Source organism: Mesorhizobium sp. M0601, assembly GCF_040320845.1.
GTDB lineage: Bacteria > Pseudomonadota > Alphaproteobacteria > Rhizobiales > Rhizobiaceae > Mesorhizobium.
On the sequence record NZ_JAMYQK010000005.1, the window covers coordinates 129474 to 144737 of the forward strand.

Annotated in this window: 17 protein-coding genes; 9 read left to right on the plus strand and 8 right to left on the minus strand. The window is 62.9% G+C overall.

Annotated features, from left to right (window positions below; translation table 11 throughout):
• Positions 1 to 188: 188 nt before the first annotated feature.
• Positions 189 to 893 carry an anti-sigma factor gene (locus tag NKI41_RS07715; RefSeq protein ID WP_352682418.1) on the minus strand — a complete coding sequence of 235 codons (705 nt, stop codon included), beginning with the start codon at positions 891 to 893 and terminating at the stop codon, positions 189 to 191.
• Positions 890 to 1429, minus strand: a complete 540-nt coding sequence (locus NKI41_RS07720) for a sigma-70 family RNA polymerase sigma factor (protein ID WP_023677484.1) — start codon at positions 1427 to 1429, stop codon at positions 890 to 892. Before NKI41_RS07720 ends, NKI41_RS07715 begins: the two co-directional genes overlap by 4 nt.
• Positions 1430 to 1555: 126 nt before the next feature.
• On the opposite strand from NKI41_RS07720, the gene NKI41_RS07725 reads away from it, so the two are divergent.
• Positions 1556 to 3052 (plus strand): amidase, encoded by a 1497-nt coding sequence (locus NKI41_RS07725; protein ID WP_352472349.1) that lies wholly within the window; start codon positions 1556 to 1558, stop codon positions 3050 to 3052.
• Between the two features lie 96 nt (positions 3053 to 3148).
• Entirely contained in the window at positions 3149 to 4042 is an 894-nt protein-coding gene (gene argB / locus NKI41_RS07730) for an acetylglutamate kinase (RefSeq protein WP_352472350.1), read from the plus strand.
• A 19-nt stretch (positions 4043 to 4061) separates the two neighbouring features.
• Here the strand turns inward: argB and bchE are convergent, their stop codons facing one another.
• On the minus strand, positions 4062 to 5600 hold the full coding sequence (bchE, locus tag NKI41_RS07735) for a magnesium-protoporphyrin IX monomethyl ester anaerobic oxidative cyclase (protein ID WP_352682281.1): 1539 nt from the start codon (positions 5598 to 5600) through the stop codon (positions 4062 to 4064).
• A gap of 102 nt (positions 5601 to 5702) precedes the next feature.
• Positions 5703 to 6179 (minus strand): Lrp/AsnC family transcriptional regulator, encoded by a 477-nt coding sequence (locus tag NKI41_RS07740; RefSeq protein WP_352455982.1) that lies wholly within the window; start codon positions 6177 to 6179, stop codon positions 5703 to 5705.
• 140 nt (positions 6180 to 6319) lie between these two features.
• Between NKI41_RS07740 and phhA the strand changes: the two genes are divergently transcribed.
• Positions 6320 to 7153: a phenylalanine 4-monooxygenase gene (phhA, locus tag NKI41_RS07745; RefSeq protein WP_352682283.1), complete on the plus strand. Its 834-nt coding sequence runs from the start codon at positions 6320 to 6322 to the stop codon at positions 7151 to 7153.
• An 8-nt stretch (positions 7154 to 7161) separates the two neighbouring features.
• On the opposite strand, the gene NKI41_RS07750 is transcribed toward phhA, so the two are convergent.
• Positions 7162 to 7647, minus strand: coding sequence for a MarR family winged helix-turn-helix transcriptional regulator (locus NKI41_RS07750; protein WP_352455980.1), 486 nt, complete (start codon positions 7645 to 7647; stop codon positions 7162 to 7164).
• Positions 7648 to 7740: 93 nt separating this feature from the next.
• Here NKI41_RS07750 and NKI41_RS07755 point away from each other — a divergent pair, with 93 nt between their 5' ends.
• A complete protein-coding gene (locus NKI41_RS07755) occupies positions 7741 to 7908 on the plus strand; it encodes a hypothetical protein (protein WP_352455979.1) in 168 nt (55 codons plus the stop codon).
• 49 nt (positions 7909 to 7957) lie between these two features.
• Here NKI41_RS07755 and NKI41_RS07760 read toward each other — a convergent pair whose 3' ends face one another.
• A complete protein-coding gene (locus NKI41_RS07760) occupies positions 7958 to 8719 on the minus strand; it encodes a GGDEF domain-containing protein (protein WP_023677477.1) in 762 nt (253 codons plus the stop codon).
• A gap of 161 nt (positions 8720 to 8880) precedes the next feature.
• Here NKI41_RS07760 and NKI41_RS07765 point away from each other — a divergent pair, with 161 nt between their 5' ends.
• Positions 8881 to 9588, plus strand: a complete 708-nt coding sequence (locus NKI41_RS07765) for a pyrimidine 5'-nucleotidase (RefSeq protein WP_023677476.1) — start codon at positions 8881 to 8883, stop codon at positions 9586 to 9588.
• A 34-nt stretch (positions 9589 to 9622) separates the two neighbouring features.
• Here the strand turns inward: NKI41_RS07765 and NKI41_RS07770 are convergent, their stop codons facing one another.
• Complete coding sequence (locus NKI41_RS07770) at positions 9623 to 10462, minus strand: LOG family protein (protein WP_023718198.1); 840 nt, start codon at positions 10460 to 10462, stop codon at positions 9623 to 9625.
• Positions 10463 to 10607: 145 nt separating this feature from the next.
• On the opposite strand from NKI41_RS07770, the gene dapD reads away from it, so the two are divergent.
• From dapD to NKI41_RS07790, 4 genes are all read left to right on the plus strand, one after another.
• Positions 10608 to 11462 carry a 2,3,4,5-tetrahydropyridine-2,6-dicarboxylate N-succinyltransferase gene (gene dapD / locus NKI41_RS07775; protein WP_352455975.1) on the plus strand — a complete coding sequence of 285 codons (855 nt, stop codon included), beginning with the start codon at positions 10608 to 10610 and terminating at the stop codon, positions 11460 to 11462.
• Between the two features lie 30 nt (positions 11463 to 11492).
• A complete protein-coding gene (locus NKI41_RS07780) occupies positions 11493 to 11870 on the plus strand; it encodes a DUF805 domain-containing protein (RefSeq protein WP_352455974.1) in 378 nt (125 codons plus the stop codon).
• A 21-nt stretch (positions 11871 to 11891) separates the two neighbouring features.
• Positions 11892 to 12680, plus strand: a complete 789-nt coding sequence (locus NKI41_RS07785; protein ID WP_352455973.1) for a hypothetical protein — start codon at positions 11892 to 11894, stop codon at positions 12678 to 12680.
• 335 nt (positions 12681 to 13015) lie between these two features.
• Positions 13016 to 14116: a GGDEF domain-containing protein gene (locus tag NKI41_RS07790; RefSeq protein ID WP_352682286.1), complete on the plus strand. Its 1101-nt coding sequence runs from the start codon at positions 13016 to 13018 to the stop codon at positions 14114 to 14116.
• Here NKI41_RS07790 and NKI41_RS07795 read toward each other — a convergent pair.
• A complete protein-coding gene (locus NKI41_RS07795; RefSeq protein WP_352682288.1) occupies positions 14106 to 15137 on the minus strand; it encodes a 2-dehydropantoate 2-reductase in 1032 nt (343 codons plus the stop codon). The genes NKI41_RS07790 and NKI41_RS07795 overlap by 11 nt on opposite strands.
• Positions 15138 to 15264: the final 127 nt, after the last annotated feature.

Consider the following 15264-nt stretch of genomic DNA (forward strand, 5'->3'; position numbering starts at 1 on the left):
GGTTATCGTTCCCCTCATTTGGGAACGCAAGGAGATACGCGATAGAAATGCTGGAGTTTCGCCCTCTCCGCAAAAAAATATTTGTCGCTGCAATTTGCCCGGCGCGGATCGACAGCCGCTAACAAGCTTTGCAGGCGTTTAAATCACGGGAGATAGATTTCAGGTCTGCTTCCGGAGATGAGAAGCGGTCAGATGCTCTTCAGATCGCCCGCTGCGACCACCGGTCCAGTCGGCTGGCCGGTCGGTGAACCGCCGGCAGGCTCAACGCTGACCGCAAGCACGGCGCCTTGCGCCAATTTCTCCTGGACGGCGGGCGGGATGGGCAAATGCGCGGTCGCACCGGCCGGGATGACGCCCATCGACACCGGCGCCTTCTTACCTTCGATCATCCACAGCTCGAAGTCCTTGCCGGCCGCCCGCTCGCCGGAAACGTGGGAAAGACCGACCTCGTGACGGGCGGCATCGTAGACGACGAGATATTTGACGTCGCTGCCTTCGGCCGCCAGCGAGGCGACAAGCCGCGCCTGCGGCGGTTCGGTGGACGGGCGGAAGTAAGGCACGGCGATGTAGATCGCCAGCGCCGCAATGGCGGCGGCGGCAAGACCGCGCCAGAAGCCAAGGCTCGACCACAGGCCGGCGCGCGGCTCTGCAGCGAACAGCCGGCGGTCCAATGCTTCCTTGACCCTGATCGGAGGCTCTGTCTCCGGATAGGCGGCGGCCATCGGCGAAAGATGCGCCTCCCACGCATCGATAAGGCGCGCGAAGGCGGCGTCCGCATCGATGCGGCGCGACGCGATCTCGCGTTCATCGGCGGCCAGAACGCCAAGAACGTATTCGGCGGCGAACAGGTCGTCGCCCCCACGTTCCGGTCCATTGTCGTCAGCCAGCGTCATCTTTCCAGGCATTCTCTCAGTTTCAACAGGCTGCGCCGCAGCCAGGTCCGCATCGTGTTCAGCGGTACGCCATAGCGCTCCGCCAGTTCGGCATAGCTTTTGCCATCCAGATAGGCGCCCCGGACGGCCGCCGCCCGGTCCTTCTCCAATTCCTTGAGACAATGGTAGATGCGTTCGGACTCACCGCCCGCCACGGCCATGGCCTCCGGCCCCGGCGCCGGATCGGCCACGTCGAGCGCGGCATCGATATAGGCGGCAGGCTCTCGCCGCGCCCTGATCCGATCGATCGCATGATTGCGCGCAATGGCCACCAGCCAGGAGATCGGGCTCAGATCCGAAACGGCGAAACGGTCCGCCTTCGTCCATATCTTGACGAAGACCTCTTGAAGCGCTTCTTCAGCATCTCCCCGATCCTTCAATACACGAAGGCAGACGCCGAAAAGTTTCGCGCTGGTCTGCCGGTAGAGCAGATCGAACGCAGCCCGGTCCTTCATCGAAGTCCGGACAATCAGGTTGCTGATGTCCTGCGGCGTCATCCGCCGCCAAATTAGGCGATTGCAATGCATTTGCAACGACTGAAATGGTCTTGCGCACCGGCAGCGCCAGCGTCGATTGCCAATGAAATCGCCGCCCGCTAGCTTGCAATGAGCGGGAGGGCGACCATGTCGATCGAGCGGGTTCTGTGGGAGCATGACGCAACCGGCCAGGCCGCACTCGTGCACAAGGGAGAGATCACACCGCAAGATCTCGTCGATGCGGCGATCGCCCGGGCCGAGGCCACCCTGCCCGAGATCAACGCCATCGCCGAACCGCTTTTTGAGGCGGCGCGGGCGCGAGCGAAAACCGTCGACCACAAGCTGCCGCTTGCCGGAGTGCCCTTTGCGCTGAAGGACCTCGGCATCGCCATGAAAGGCGTGCCGACGCATGGCGGCAGCCGCATCCCAGCTTTCACCCCCGATTTCAGTTCGGTGATGACGGAACGCTATCTGGCCGCCGGCCTGATCCCGATCGCCACCAGCACCGCACCCGAACACGGGCTGAGGCTGGTGACCGAGTCGGTGGCTTACGGCGTCACCCGCAATCCATGGAACACCGCGCATACGACCGGCGGTTCCTCGGGTGGTGCGGCTGCGCTGGTCGCGGCCGGCGTCGTGCCGGTGGCGCATGCCTCGGATGGCGGCGGCTCGATCAGGGTGCCTGCCGCTTGCACCGGGCTGGTCGGGCTGAAAACCTCGCGCGGCCGCGTACCCTTGACGCCGCTCGTCACCGAAAGCTGGTACGGCTTCGTCGTCGACCATGCGTTGGCCCGCTCGGTGCGCGATACGGCCCTGCTGCTCGACCTGACCCACGGGCCCGACCCGCTGTCGCCCTACGCGGCACCCTCGCCGAACGGCAGTTTCACTGCGGCCGCCGGGCGCGATCCGGGCAAGCTCAAGCTCGCCTTCTATCGAAAATCGCCGCTCGGCTTGCCGATATCGGAAGAGACGTTGAAAGCTCTGGATGCGGCGATTGCGCTGGCGCGCGAAGGCGGGCACGGCGTCGAGGAGATCGACCTGCCCTATATCGATCGTGATTTCATCGCCGATTTCGCCAGAACCGTCGCCGCGGCGGTGGCCGGCACGATGCGTGGCGAGGCCTTGCGCGTCGGCCGCTCCATCTCAGGCGACATCGAACGCGCCACGCGCGTGATGAGCCGGTTCGGTGAAATTCTCTCGGCCGGCGAAATCTATGCCGGCCTGCAGCGGCTGCACGCAACCTCGCGCCGGCTTATCACCGAAACCGCGCATTATGATGCAGTGCTGATGCCTGTCATCGCGCACCCGCCGCTCGCCTGCGGCACCATGGACCCGAAAGGCGCCGACGAATTCATCGAGAATGTTCTGGACAGACTGCGCCTCGCCGGCCTGCTGAAGTTCAAGCCGCTATTCGGCCAGCTGATGGACAAGAGCCTGTGGTTCACCCACTGGCCGGCGATCCAGAACGTCAGCGGGCAACCGTCGATCACGCTTCCGGTTTACGTCACCGATGCCGGCCTGCCGCTCGGCGTCCAGGCCGCCGGCCGCCCCGGCGACGAGGAAACGCTTTTGTCGTTCGCCGCGCAGATGGAAAGGATCTCGGGCTGGCTGGGCCGACGGGCGCCGCTGCAGCGGCCGGCATAGGCGGTGATTTGATCGATCGTGACAGCAAAGCCGTTTGCCCCGTCGTCTAATTCCCGCTAAGACGCCGCCGTTCATGCCAAGCTGGGAACCACGCCGATGACGGATGTCGCCGCCACCGCCGAAATGCAGGCCGCGCTGCTTTCAAGGGCGCTGCCCTACATGCAGCGCTACGAGAACAAGACGGTCGTGGTGAAATATGGCGGCCACGCGATGGGCGACATCGCGCTCGGCAAGGCTTTCGCCCGCGACATCGCACTTTTGAAACAATCCGGCGTCAACCCGATCGTCGTGCATGGCGGCGGGCCGCAGATCGGCGCCATGCTCGCCAAGATGGGCATCGAATCCAAATTCGAGGGCGGCTTGCGCGTCACCGACCAGAAAACCGTCGAGATTGTCGAGATGGTGCTGGCCGGGTCGATCAACAAGGAGATCGTCGCGCTGATCAATGCCGAGGGCGAGTGGGCGATCGGCCTGTGCGGCAAGGACGGCAACATGGTGTTTGCCGAAAAGGCACGAAAGACCATGATCGATCCGGATTCCAACATCGAACGGGTGCTCGACCTGGGCTTCGTTGGTGAGCCTGTCGAGGTCGACCGCACATTGCTCGACCTCCTGGCGCGGTCCGAAATGATCCCGGTGCTGGCGCCGGTGGCGCCCGGCCGCGACGGCCATACCTACAACATCAACGCCGACACTTTTGCCGGCGCCATCGCCGGCGCCTGCCAGGCGACGCGCCTGCTGTTCCTTACCGACGTGCCCGGCGTGCTCGACAAGGACAAGAAGCTGATCGACGAGCTGACCGTGGCCGAGGCCAAGGCCCTGATCAAGGATGGCACGGTCTCGGGCGGCATGATCCCCAAAGTCGAGACCTGCATCGAGGCAATCGAGCGCGGCGTCGCAGGCGTCGTCATCCTCAACGGCAAGACGCCGCATGCGGTGCTGCTCGAGCTGTTCACCGAACACGGCGCCGGCACGCTGATCGTGCCGTGAGGCCGGGTGTCTGAGGGGCTCAAGCGTTTGGCGAAATAGCGGTCACGGACTTACGCGGCAGGCGTTCGACAACCATCGATTCCTCTTCCTCGTCTTGCGGCGCGCCCCAGAATTCGGCGAGCGTCGGGCCATTTTTGAGGCGGCGGTCGCGGACCAGAAAGCCCCAGACTTCGCGAAACCAGACGCGGCGGCCCATTCTGGTGTACCAGCGCATCGAATGCCTTTGCTCCGGATCCTTGTGGAACAGGATGCGCGCCAAGGCCTTGGGCCGCGACTGCACCGCCAGTTCGATCAGCTTGACGGCGAAGAACAGCATCCACGGCTTGAGGCGGGTCATCCGCAGGACCTGATGCTTGTAGTCCCACAGGCGGGCGTCCAGCTGGATCACCTTGCGGTCCCTGGCAATCCTGAAGAACGGCGTCCAGCGATGCGGCGTCACATAGAGCGCCTGGATCTGGTCGGGGTCATAAGCGATCAGCTGGCGGAAGCCGCGCCAGAGGTCGCGCAAGCCTTCGTCCTCGAAACCGGCCACCCAGGTCGCCATCGACAAGATGCCGTTGAGGCGCAGCAGCCGTATCGCCTCGCGGTCGGATGAGGTGCTGCCGCCCTTGCGGATCAATGCAAGCGTCTGCTCGTCGGTGTTTTCCATGCCAAGCAGCCAGCGGATGACGCCGGCCTGGCGATAAAGATGCAGACTCTCGGCGTCGCGGACGATGTCGTCGGCGCGGGTGGAGCCGACGATCAGCACCGGCACATTCTCGGCGATCATCGCATCGAGAAAGGCGCGCCAGGCTTTTTTGGACGACGTCGGGTTCTCGTCGGCAAGGTTGATCAGTTCGACGCCATGCTCGCGGTATAGCCAGGCAATCTCCCGCGCGAACTTCACGGGGTCGCGGTGCCGCCAGCGCGTCCAGAAGCCGCGCTGGCCGCAATAGTTGCACAGATGCGGACAGCCTCGCGAGAACTGCATGACCACCGCGCGCTTGCCTCCCCAATAGCTGTAGCGACTGAAATCGATCAGTTCCCAGCCGATGCGGTAGTCGTCTAGGTTGGCGATCGTTCTTGCCGGCTTGGTGGCAAAGGGCTGGCGCAAATCGTCAGGAAAGGCGATGCCCGCCACATCCGACAGCGGCTTGCGTTTCTCCAGCGCTTCGGCAAGCGCCACTATGGTCGCCTCGCCCTCGCCACGAACGATGACATCGAAGGCATCCGTTTCGGCCAGTATGTCGCGCCAGTGATAGGTCGGAAACACGCCGCCATAAATCAGGATTGCCGCCGGATCGATGTGCTTGACCATGCCGGCGATCAGCAGGGCTGTCGGATGCGCAGACGTCGAGCCGGAATGGCCGATCAGAATGCAGTGGGGATGGTCGCTCAAGGCGTCCCGGACCAGCGTGGCAAGCGCCATCGGCCCGAATTCGGCGTCCACAAGCCGCATTTGATGTCCCGCGTCGATCAGCGGACCGCCCAGTGCCAGCAAACCGAGCGGCGGCAGATGGTCGTCCGGGACGCGGCTGCCGATAGCTGTATGTGGCGGATTGATCAGGACGATTTTCATGGCGGACCTTATGCAATGGCGGTCCGCATGTCGTAGTCGGCGATCTAGCTCTGGAGATTGGCTCGATTCAGCAGTTCGTGTGCAGCTTTTCCGCAGAAATGCCTATCGTCTGAGATGTGCAAGCGGGACATGACCTGGCCCCTTGATGTTCTGCAGCACAAGCTGCGTGTGTACGTCGCGCACGCCTTCGAGCCGCATCAGCCGGTGCATGACGAAGGCATTGAGTTCGTCGACCGACGGCACCATGACATGCAGCAGGAAATCGTAGTCTCCAGTCATCGTCCAGCACGACGACACCTCGTCCATGCGCTGCACGGCGGCGATAAAGTTTTCGGGCGAGCCGTCGCTGTGGGTTACGAGGCGCACCTGGATGAAGACCTCGACCATCAGACCGACGGCGCGGCGGCTGAGCACCGCAGCGAAGCCCTTTATGATGCCCGCCTGCTGAAGGGCCTCGAAGCGCCGCGCGCAAGGTGTCGTCGACAGGCCGATCTCCTGCGCCAATTCGGAGACCGGCTTGCGCCCGTCGCGCTGCAGGATGTCGAGCATCTTGATCTCGAATTCGTCAAACTGAGGCATTTTCACTCTCCCAAAGCTCGATCGTGCAGCCTTTTACCTCCAACCCTGCGTTTGAGCCACCATCAAAGCTGATTTGCCTCGCGCGATCCGGCTAGAATTTCCGGCAATTGGCTGGTCATGATTTCCAGGGAGAGCAAGCCATGACAATGAACGTTGCCGACTATGCCCGCGAATGCGCGGCGCGAGGCCTTCGCGGCGATTATTCGGTCTGCCGTGCCGATTTCACCGTGGCGCAGGGCTACAATTATAGCGACGAAGAACAGGCGGTGTGGCGCACGCTGTGCGACCGCCAGACGAAGCTGACCAGGAAGCTCGCCCACCATTCCTATCTCGATGGCGTTGCGGCGCTCGGCCTTCTCGACAAGATCCCGGATTTCCGTGCGGTCAGCGAGAAGCTGCGCAAGCTCACCGGCTGGGAGATCGTCGCTGTGCCGGGGCTCATCCCCGCCCAGCCGTTCTTCGACCACCTCGCCAACCGCCGCTTCCCGGTCACCAACTGGCTGCGAACCCAAAAGGAGCTCGACTACATTGTCGAGCCCGACATGTTCCACGATTTCTTCGGTCACGTGCCGATCCTGACGCAGCCGGTCTTTGCCGACTTCATGCAGATGTATGGCAAAAAGGCCGATAACGTGATTGCGCTCGGCGGCGACGAGATGATCACCAGGCTTTACTGGTACACCGTCGAATACGGGCTGATACGCGAGCCGGGCCAGCCGCTGAAGGCTTTCGGCGCCGGGCTGATGTCATCCTTCACGGAGCTTCAGTTCGCGGTCGAAGGCGGCGAGGCGCACCATGTCCCCTTCGACCTGGAAACCGTAATGCGCACCGGCTACGAGATCGACAAGTTCCAGCGTGCCTATTTCGTGCTGCCGTCGTTCGACGCCCTGCGTGATGCTTTCGAGACCGCCGATCTTGCGGCGATCGTGGCGCGCCGCAAAGGCGAGCCAGCGCTCGACCCGGCGAGCCTATAGGCTGTCGGTTATTCCAACGCCTCGGCCTTCAGCCGGGCCAGCTGGTCGCGCTGAAGGTCGAGGGACGCCGTAACGAAGCGCAGGATCGTGGCGAGCTCAGTGTCGCTGAATGTGGCGATCACCTTTTCCCCCTCCTGCGCGATCGCGCCATAGTAGCGCGTCGATAGTTCTCGTGTGAGTTCCGTCGCCTCTATGACCACCTTGCGCCTGTCCTCAAGGCTGCGCGTTCGTGTCAGCAGGCCGCGTGCCTCCAGCCGGTCGATCAGCGCGGTGACCGCGGCCGGCGTCAACCCTGTTGCGGCCGCGACCTCGCCAGCCGATCGCGGGCCGCCATAGAGCAGCGCCAGGCAATGGCGTTCCGCCATACTCAGCCCAAGCCTATCGCCCACTGCCTCGTCATAAGCCTGCGTCGCGTCCTGCCAGCCCATAATGGCAAGGCTGATGGCGGTCTTCATGTCGGCCCGATTCATGCTTGATGAATTTATTTCGATCATCTAACTATCAAACTGCCTAACATTATGGCTATTATAGTAATATGCTGCATCAGGCGCAAGGCAAGGCCTGTCGCAGCCTGCAAGGAGTGAAACATGAATCAGACCCCGACGCGCGGCCCACTCACACCGGCCGAGGAGTTCAAATATGCCAAGCTGGCGATGGAGTGGTATGGCTGGGGCTCTCCCATTGGCCTTGGCATCGCTCTGGTGGCGGTGGCGGCGGCCGCCCTGCTGTTCCGCATCGCCATCTTCGGATTTTGACAGTCTGGCAGCGGCGCGGTTGAATGCAGCAGAAGGCTTAGGGCCGAGCTCAGGCGGCTTCGGAAATATCGCGGTCGATGATCGACAGATTACGGCCGCGATGCTTGGCCTCGTAGAGCCGCTGGTCGGCGGCGCGCATTAGCTCCGACACTGCGGCGTCTCTGCCGCAGGTGATGCCGCCAATACTGACTGTCAGCGGAACCGTTCGTTCGTCGACGGGCCGGAAACGGATACGCTCGACTTCACGGCGGATGCGCTCGGCGATGCGCCTGGCCTCGTGTTCGGTGGCACCAATCAGAAGGGCGCAGAATTCCTCGCCGCCGATGCGGCCAAGCACGTCGCCGCTGCGCACGCCACGCTCTATCGCGTTTGCAATCAGGAGCAGCGCATCGTCGCCGATCAGATGGCCGTAGCTGTCGTTGATGGTCTTGAAATGGTCGGCATCGACGATCAGCAATGCCCCGCGATCGGATTTGCGCCGGGAGCCGTCGAGAGCGGCAAAGAAACTTTCGCGGTTGAGCATGCCGGTCATGTCGTCGCGGCTCGCCTTTTCCGCCAAGCGCCTGTGCGCGGCGGCGAGTTGGGCATGGGCGCGGGCGAGCTCGCGATGCGCGGTCTGCAACCTTTCGCCCTGCCAGAACGTATAGGCGCCGACGCTCCAGGCCAGCGCGAGCGGGCACACGGTGGATGTCAGCCAGATGGTGCGATTGATCGGAAACCCCATTGCCGGCACGACGATCAGCGTCAGCAAAAGCGAGACCGCGACGGAGGCGAAAGCGATGGCGGCAGACTTTAGAAATATGCGATTCATCGCTTGCTCCCACTGGTCCGTCTTGGTTCCAGCAAAGCGCTGAATGTCACCTTTCGGCGATGCTTAAGATTTTAATCATGGCGCCATTTTTACCACCCAGGGCGCGCATAGGTTGTGGATAAACCTCCTGTTAGAAAGATCGTTTCGTGCCATAAGGACGTATGACGACACTTCCCGACCCCGCCCGCTTTGCCCATGTCACCGACTGGGTGTTCGATCTCGACAACACGCTTTATCCGCATCATTCGAATCTGTTCTCGCAGATCGATGTGAAGATGACCGCCTACGTCGGAGAATTGCTGACGCTGCCGCGCGAGGAAGCACGCAAGCTGCAAAAGGAGCTCTACCGCGAATATGGCACGACGCTGAACGGATTGATGACGCGCCACGGCATCGACCCCGACGATTTTCTCGAGAAAGTGCACGACATCGATTATTCCTGGCTGGTGCCCGATCCCGTCCTCGGCACCGCCATTCGCCAGCTTCCCGGCCGTAAATTCATCTTCACCAATGGCGATCGCCGGCATGCCGAACGCACCGCGCGGCAGCTGGGCATTCTCGAGCATTTCGACGATATTTTCGATATTGTCGCAGCCGGACTGAACCCCAAGCCGGCGCGGCAATCCTATGAGAAATTTGCCGAACTCCACGCCGTTACCGGGCAAAATGCGGTGATGTTCGAAGATCTTGCCCGCAACCTGTCGGTGCCGAAATCGCTGGGCATGACCACGGTGTTGGTGGTGCCGCGCAATTTCGAGCCGACCTTCTCGGAAATCTGGGAACGCGACCCGGCCAACGAGGACGATGTGGACTTCGTCACCGACGACCTCGCCGGCTTTCTCACGGCGATCGTGGAAGTCCCTGCTTGAGGCAGCCGGCGCGCTTCAAGTCCTTGCTTGCATGTCAAAGTTTATAGAAGCGGCTGACGATCCCCCAGGCCTCGTCGGCAGTGTCGACGAAATCGATGATATCCTGGTCGCCGGGCGTGATCGTGCCTTGCTCGGCGAGGAAATCGAGGTCGATCGCCCTTGCCCAGAAAGCCTTGCCGAACAGGATGACCGGCACGCGTTCCATGCGGCCGGTCTGGATCAGGGTCAGCGTTTCGAAGAACTCGTCCATCGTGCCGAAGCCGCCGGGAAACACCGCAACGGCCTTGGCACGCATGACGAAATGCATCTTGCGGACCGCGAAATAGTGGAAGTTGAAGCAGAGTTCCGGCGTCACGTAGGCGTTTGGCGCCTGCTCGTGCGGCAGCACGATGTTGAGACCGATCGATGGCGCGCCGACATCGTCGGCGCCACGATTGCCGGCCTCCATGACGCCCGGCCCGCCACCGGTCACCACGACGAATTCGCGATAGTACGAGGTGGCCGACTGCTGTGAGCAGAGGCGGGCGAATTTGCGCGCCTCCTCGTAATATTTGCTGTTTTGCTCGAGGTTCTTCTTCTGCGTCTCGTTCTTGGCCGCCCAGGCTTCGCCGCCGGGCTCGGGAATGCGCGCGCCGCCGAACAGGATGACGGTCGATTGGATGCCGCGCTCGGCCAGGATCATCTCCGGCTTCAGCAGTTCGAGTTGCAGCCTGACCGCGCGCAACTCGCGCCGCGTCATGAAATCGGGGTCGTTCCAGGCCAGCCGATATGTCTCCGCGCGCGTTTGCGGCGTGTCCGGCACGCTTTTCGATCGCTCCAGATCCTCGTCCGAATGCGGCAGCGGCGTCCATCCCGCCTTTTCCATGGGAGTCATATTTGCTTTACCCGTCCAATCATTCACCTGCGCCGTCCCGTGACGCTGCCGCGATTGACCCTCCCCAAGCCTTCACATAGGGTCCGCGCGACTTTCAAACAGGTTAAGGCGCCGGCCCTTAACAGCTTGGTAATGGAGCGAATTCATGTCGAAGCCCGATCTCGCGAGCCTCGAGGAGATCATCGAGAACGCCTTCGAGGAACGCGACACGATTTCGACCGCAACCCGCGGCGAGACGCGCGAGGCCATCCAATCGGCGCTCGACCTGCTCGACCGGGGCGTCGCACGCGTCGCCGAGCGGCAGGCCGACGGCAAATGGCACGTCAACCAGTGGCTGAAAAAAGCGGTGCTGCTGTCCTTCCGGCTCACCCCGATGGAGATCATAGAGGGCGGTCCCGGTCAGGCGGTATGGTGGGACAAGGTGCCCTCAAAATTCGACGGCTGGAGCGCCGTCGATTTCGAGAAGGCGGGCTTCCGCGCCGTGCCGTCGTCGATCGTGCGCCGCTCCGCCTACGTCGCGCCCGGCGCCGTGCTGATGCCGTCCTTCGTCAATGTCGGCGCCTATGTCGACAGCGGCACCATGGTCGACACCTGGGCTTCGGTCGGCTCCTGTGCCCAGATCGGCAAGAATGTGCATCTGTCGGGCGGCGTCGGCATCGGCGGTGTGCTGGAGCCGATGCAGGCCGGCCCAACCATCATCGAGGACAATTGCTTCATCGGCGCCCGTTCCGAAGTGGTCGAAGGCTGCATCGTTCGCGAAGGCTCGGTGCTCGGCATGGGCGTCTTCATCGGCCAGTCGACCAAGATCGTCGACCGTGCCACCGGCGAGATCTTCTACGGCGAGGTGCCGCCTAATTCCGTCGTCGTCGCCGGCTCGCTGCCGGGCAAGCCTTTTCCAAACAACGAGCCCGGCCCCAGCCTCTACTGCGCCGTCATCGTCAAGCGGGTCGATGCCAGAACCCGTTCCAAGACATCGATCAACGAATTGCTGCGCGATTGATCTTTCTCAACGAATACGGACGGAATTCGCTTGCCTGATAGATCAGACCTCATCTGGCTTTTCTTCAAAGCTTCGGGCCGCGTCAGCCGCGCGGCCTATTTTCTTGGAGGACTGTTGGTGGCCATCATACAGGCCTTCCCGCTCTACCGTTTCACGCTGGTGCCGGAGGGCACCACCGAGAGCAACATGTGGTCGTTCATTTTCTTCATCGCCTTCATTGCCTCGCTTTGGTCGAACGTGGTGCTGGCGGTCAAGCGGTTGCACGACCTCGACAAGCCGGGCGTTGCGGCGCTGGTGCTGTTCGTGCCGGTTGTCTCGATCATCGCTTTCCTCGTGCTTTGCCTGTTTCCAGGGCAACCCGGCCCCAACCGCTACGGCAAGCGCACCAACGCCCCGGCCGAACCCTGAGCACCGATCGGACATTTCGTCATGCGCTACCGCTCGCTTGATCCGAAACTGATCCTCGAAACCGCCGAACGGCTGGAAGGGCGCGTCGCCGAGCGCTTTCCCGATGCAGGCTTGCGCGGCGTCGCCGCCGAGCTCGTGTCGCTGTCGCGCGATCTGGCAAAGGCAGCCAAGGCGCTGGAGGCGCCGATCTGGTGGCTGCGCGGCCTCATCATCGCCGCCTTCGTCGTCGGAGCGCTGATGTTCCTGTTCGTCGGCACAATCCTGCCGCTCGGCCGCATCTCGGGAAACCACGATGCCTTCCAGTCGGTGCAAGGCATCGAAGCCTCCCTCAACATGATCATCCTCGCGGTGCTGGGCTTCCTGGCCCTGATTCGCTCCGAGGAGCGGATCAAGCGCAAGCGGGTGTTTCGCCAGCTCCACGGGCTGCGGTCGCTGATCCACGTCATCGACATGCACCAGCTGACCAAGGATCCGGCAACGCTTTCAGCCAGTTTCAAGCCGACTGCGCATTCGCCAGCCCGCATCACCAACGCCGCCGACCTTGCCCGCTATCTCGACTACTGCTCCGAAATGCTGTCGATCACCGGCAAGATCGCCGCGCTGTTCGCGCAATCGGTGAATGACGCCGTGGTCATCGACGGCGTCAATGACATCGAGAACCTGGCTTCGAACCTCTCGCGAAAGATCTGGCAGAAGATCACGCTGATCGAAACCCCTCATGGGCAGCCGGCACGTGCGGCGAAGACCGATCCCGAGCCGGGCCCGCCGCGCCGGCCTGCAGTCCGCAGACGACCGGGGCCGGCAAGCTAAAACCGGCAACCCGGCGGCAGATCCGCTAGAGCGGTTCATCGTTTCGCAGAAACGCCGAACCGCTCTATCTTTTTTGTTTTGACGCAATTCCGGACGGAAAACCGCTTCACACTTTTCCTGGAATTGCTCCAGAGCGGCGGAGCGGGGAGTTCCGAAAGCCCGGTTTGCGCCGGATGCTCTAAGCGAATGTTAATCACCCTGGCCCAGCATGCCGGCGAAGACTGTGTCGACCGGCACGGAGCGCTCGACTGGCAAGCGACCTATCCCTGATCACCAAGGAGCCGCGCAAAACGTGGAGCGCCGCCGCTCGCCTCTTTGCCTGGTTCTCTTCGCCGATGAAATTGGAACCGGAAGCTGTCCGCGCCCGGCTTCTCGACACCACCTTCGACCGCAAATTCGCAGTCCTGTTCGGCACCATCAGCGTTCTGTTGGTTGCAGTCAGCGCCGCTCTTGCCACCGGGGATTGGTGGCCCTACGCCTGGATTGCCGCCGACCTGATGCTTTTCACCGTCCGCGTTCTGCTGATGCGGGAATGCGAGCAGGCCCGCAGGCGCGGCTCGAAAGGGCCGCTGGCGGGCCTGATGGCAGCCAGCGGCGTCTGGTCGGTCGTTTTCGGCCTCGGCTGCTATGGCTGTGTTGCCAGCGGGAATATGGCGCTTTCCGTACTTGCCGCCTTGAATGTCGCAGGCGTCGTCGGCGTGGTGTCGTCACGCAATGCGGCGACCCCGCGCTTCGCCATATTCGTCATGTTGGCCGTAAGCCTGCCTTACGTGGTCGGTGCATTGTTTTCTGCGGCGCCCGGAATGCCGATCGTCGGAATTCAAACGCCGTTCTATGTGGTCGGCGTCATCATCGTGCTGCTTCAGAACCACGCAATCAATGCCCGCATGATCCGCGCCGAACTGGACAATCGCGACCTGGCCATCAAGGACGCGCTGACCGGCCTGCCAAACCGCATCTTCCTGCAGGAGAAATTGCGCGACATGTGCCGCGACCTTGCGGCGCCGGCCGCTAATGGCGGCAAGCCGTTTGCAGTGCTCAGCATGGATCTCGACGGTTTCAAACACGTCAACGACCGTTTTGGCCACGCCGTCGGCGACGTGCTGCTGCGCAAGGTGGCCGAACGATTGAAGCGGGGCTTCCGTCCGGGGGACGTGGTCTTCCGCATTGGCGGCGATGAATTTGTCATCCTTTTGCCCGCAACCTCGGAGATCGAGGCCACCTACCTGGCAAAGCGGGCCATCGAAAAGGTCTCGATGCCTTTCGACCTCGGGGTCGGTTCCGCCATCCATGTCGGCTTGAGCGTCGGCAGCGCCTTCGCACCCGCCGACGGCGGCGATCCGGAAATCCTGCTCACCTGTTCCGACCATGCGCTGTACGAAGCCAAGCGCACCGGCAAGGGCCGTTACTGGGCGCCTGTGCGGGCTACGATCTGACGGACGCGACAACGGCTTCCGGCGACAGGCAGGGCGATCCGCCTCTTTCCTGCTCGACCGCGCGCACCAATGCCGTCACGCGCTTCAGCAACGGCGCCGGCGTGCCGGCCTTTTCGGCCAAACGCAAGGCCGCGCCTTGCAGTTCGCCGATCTCCGAGGGCCGGCGGCGCTGAAGGTCATCCCACATCGACGAACGCGCGGCCGGATCGATGGCAAGCATCCGACGCGCCAAGAACTTGAACAGCCAGTCGGGCAGGCGAAGCACTTTCGGCAGCAGCGCGGGACGCAGGCCGGCGATGCGAGCGGGTTCGATGCCTGTCGCCATCATTGCCGCCAATGCTTCGTCGATCTGGCCGGCCAGGATCAGCCGCCAGCGGCGATCGGCAAGCTCTGCCGCCAGCGGCAGGCCGGAAAGCGCCACCAGCGCGTTGTTGAGGTTGAGCAGCAGCTTGCCCCATAGCACCGCTTCGATGTCACCATGTGTGGCGACGGCAAAGCCCTCGACGTCGAGCAGTTCGTCAAGGCCTGTCGCGCCCTGTTCGATCATCACCTTGCCGCCGCTGGCGCGGCGCAGGCGAAGCGGCAATTCGCCCTCCGGTGATTGGACCACGTTGAACGGCACCATGCCCGCGAGCACCCGCCGGGCGGTGAGATGGGCTCGCAACTTATCGGCATTGTCGACGCCGTTCTGCAGACTGAGTACCACCGCATCCGGTCGGGCATGGGCCGCAATAAGCCCGGCCATGTCTTGCGTCGCGCCGCTCTTGACCGTTAGCAGGATGACATCGGCACCGGGGAATGCCGCGGCCGGATCGGCGGTGACCGACAATGCCTCCGGCTTGACGGATCGGTCGCGGCCATCACGGTCGGTGATGCGCAATCCACCTTTTTGCAGCGCCTTCTCGATGCGAGGCCGCGCCAGCAGAACCACCTTTCGCCCGGCAAGTATCAGGTAGCCGCCGGCGTAGCACCCGATACTGCCGGCACCGGCGATTACGATCGTCCTGCCATGCGTGATCATGCGATGGCCCTGTCCTGGTTGAGAGGCCTTGCCGCAACTTATACGGCATGAAAACCATAATGTCGGCGGCATGGCTGGCCCTTATGTCTGGCCGTGACAGGCCTTGCGCTTTCGACTATCGCTTTTG

What these genes read in the sequence shown, in the direction of transcription:
- NKI41_RS07770 (WP_023718198.1), bottom strand. Translation starts at nt 10,462, where the DNA reads ATGACTCCCATGGAAAAGGCGGGATGGACGCCGCTGCCGCATTCGGAC.
- NKI41_RS07765 (WP_023677476.1), top strand. Translation starts at nt 8,881, where the DNA reads ATGACGACACTTCCCGACCCCGCCCGCTTTGCCCATGTCACCGACTGG.
- NKI41_RS07750 (WP_352455980.1), bottom strand. Translation starts at nt 7,647, where the DNA reads ATGATCGAAATAAATTCATCAAGCATGAATCGGGCCGACATGAAGACC.
- NKI41_RS07755 (WP_352455979.1), top strand. Translation starts at nt 7,741, where the DNA reads ATGAATCAGACCCCGACGCGCGGCCCACTCACACCGGCCGAGGAGTTC.
- NKI41_RS07760 (WP_023677477.1), bottom strand. Translation starts at nt 8,719, where the DNA reads ATGAATCGCATATTTCTAAAGTCTGCCGCCATCGCTTTCGCCTCCGTC.
- NKI41_RS07785 (WP_352455973.1), top strand. Translation starts at nt 11,892, where the DNA reads ATGCGCTACCGCTCGCTTGATCCGAAACTGATCCTCGAAACCGCCGAA.
- NKI41_RS07725 (WP_352472349.1), top strand. Translation starts at nt 1,556, where the DNA reads ATGTCGATCGAGCGGGTTCTGTGGGAGCATGACGCAACCGGCCAGGCC.
- argB (WP_352472350.1), top strand. Translation starts at nt 3,149, where the DNA reads ATGACGGATGTCGCCGCCACCGCCGAAATGCAGGCCGCGCTGCTTTCA.
- NKI41_RS07740 (WP_352455982.1), bottom strand. Translation starts at nt 6,179, where the DNA reads ATGCCTCAGTTTGACGAATTCGAGATCAAGATGCTCGACATCCTGCAG.
- NKI41_RS07795 (WP_352682288.1), bottom strand. Translation starts at nt 15,137, where the DNA reads ATGATCACGCATGGCAGGACGATCGTAATCGCCGGTGCCGGCAGTATC.
- bchE (WP_352682281.1), bottom strand. Translation starts at nt 5,600, where the DNA reads ATGAAAATCGTCCTGATCAATCCGCCACATACAGCTATCGGCAGCCGC.
- NKI41_RS07715 (WP_352682418.1), bottom strand. Translation starts at nt 893, where the DNA reads ATGACGCTGGCTGACGACAATGGACCGGAACGTGGGGGCGACGACCTG.
- NKI41_RS07790 (WP_352682286.1), top strand. Translation starts at nt 13,016, where the DNA reads ATGAAATTGGAACCGGAAGCTGTCCGCGCCCGGCTTCTCGACACCACC.
- dapD (WP_352455975.1), top strand. Translation starts at nt 10,608, where the DNA reads ATGTCGAAGCCCGATCTCGCGAGCCTCGAGGAGATCATCGAGAACGCC.
- phhA (WP_352682283.1), top strand. Translation starts at nt 6,320, where the DNA reads ATGACAATGAACGTTGCCGACTATGCCCGCGAATGCGCGGCGCGAGGC.
- NKI41_RS07720 (WP_023677484.1), bottom strand. Translation starts at nt 1,429, where the DNA reads ATGACGCCGCAGGACATCAGCAACCTGATTGTCCGGACTTCGATGAAG.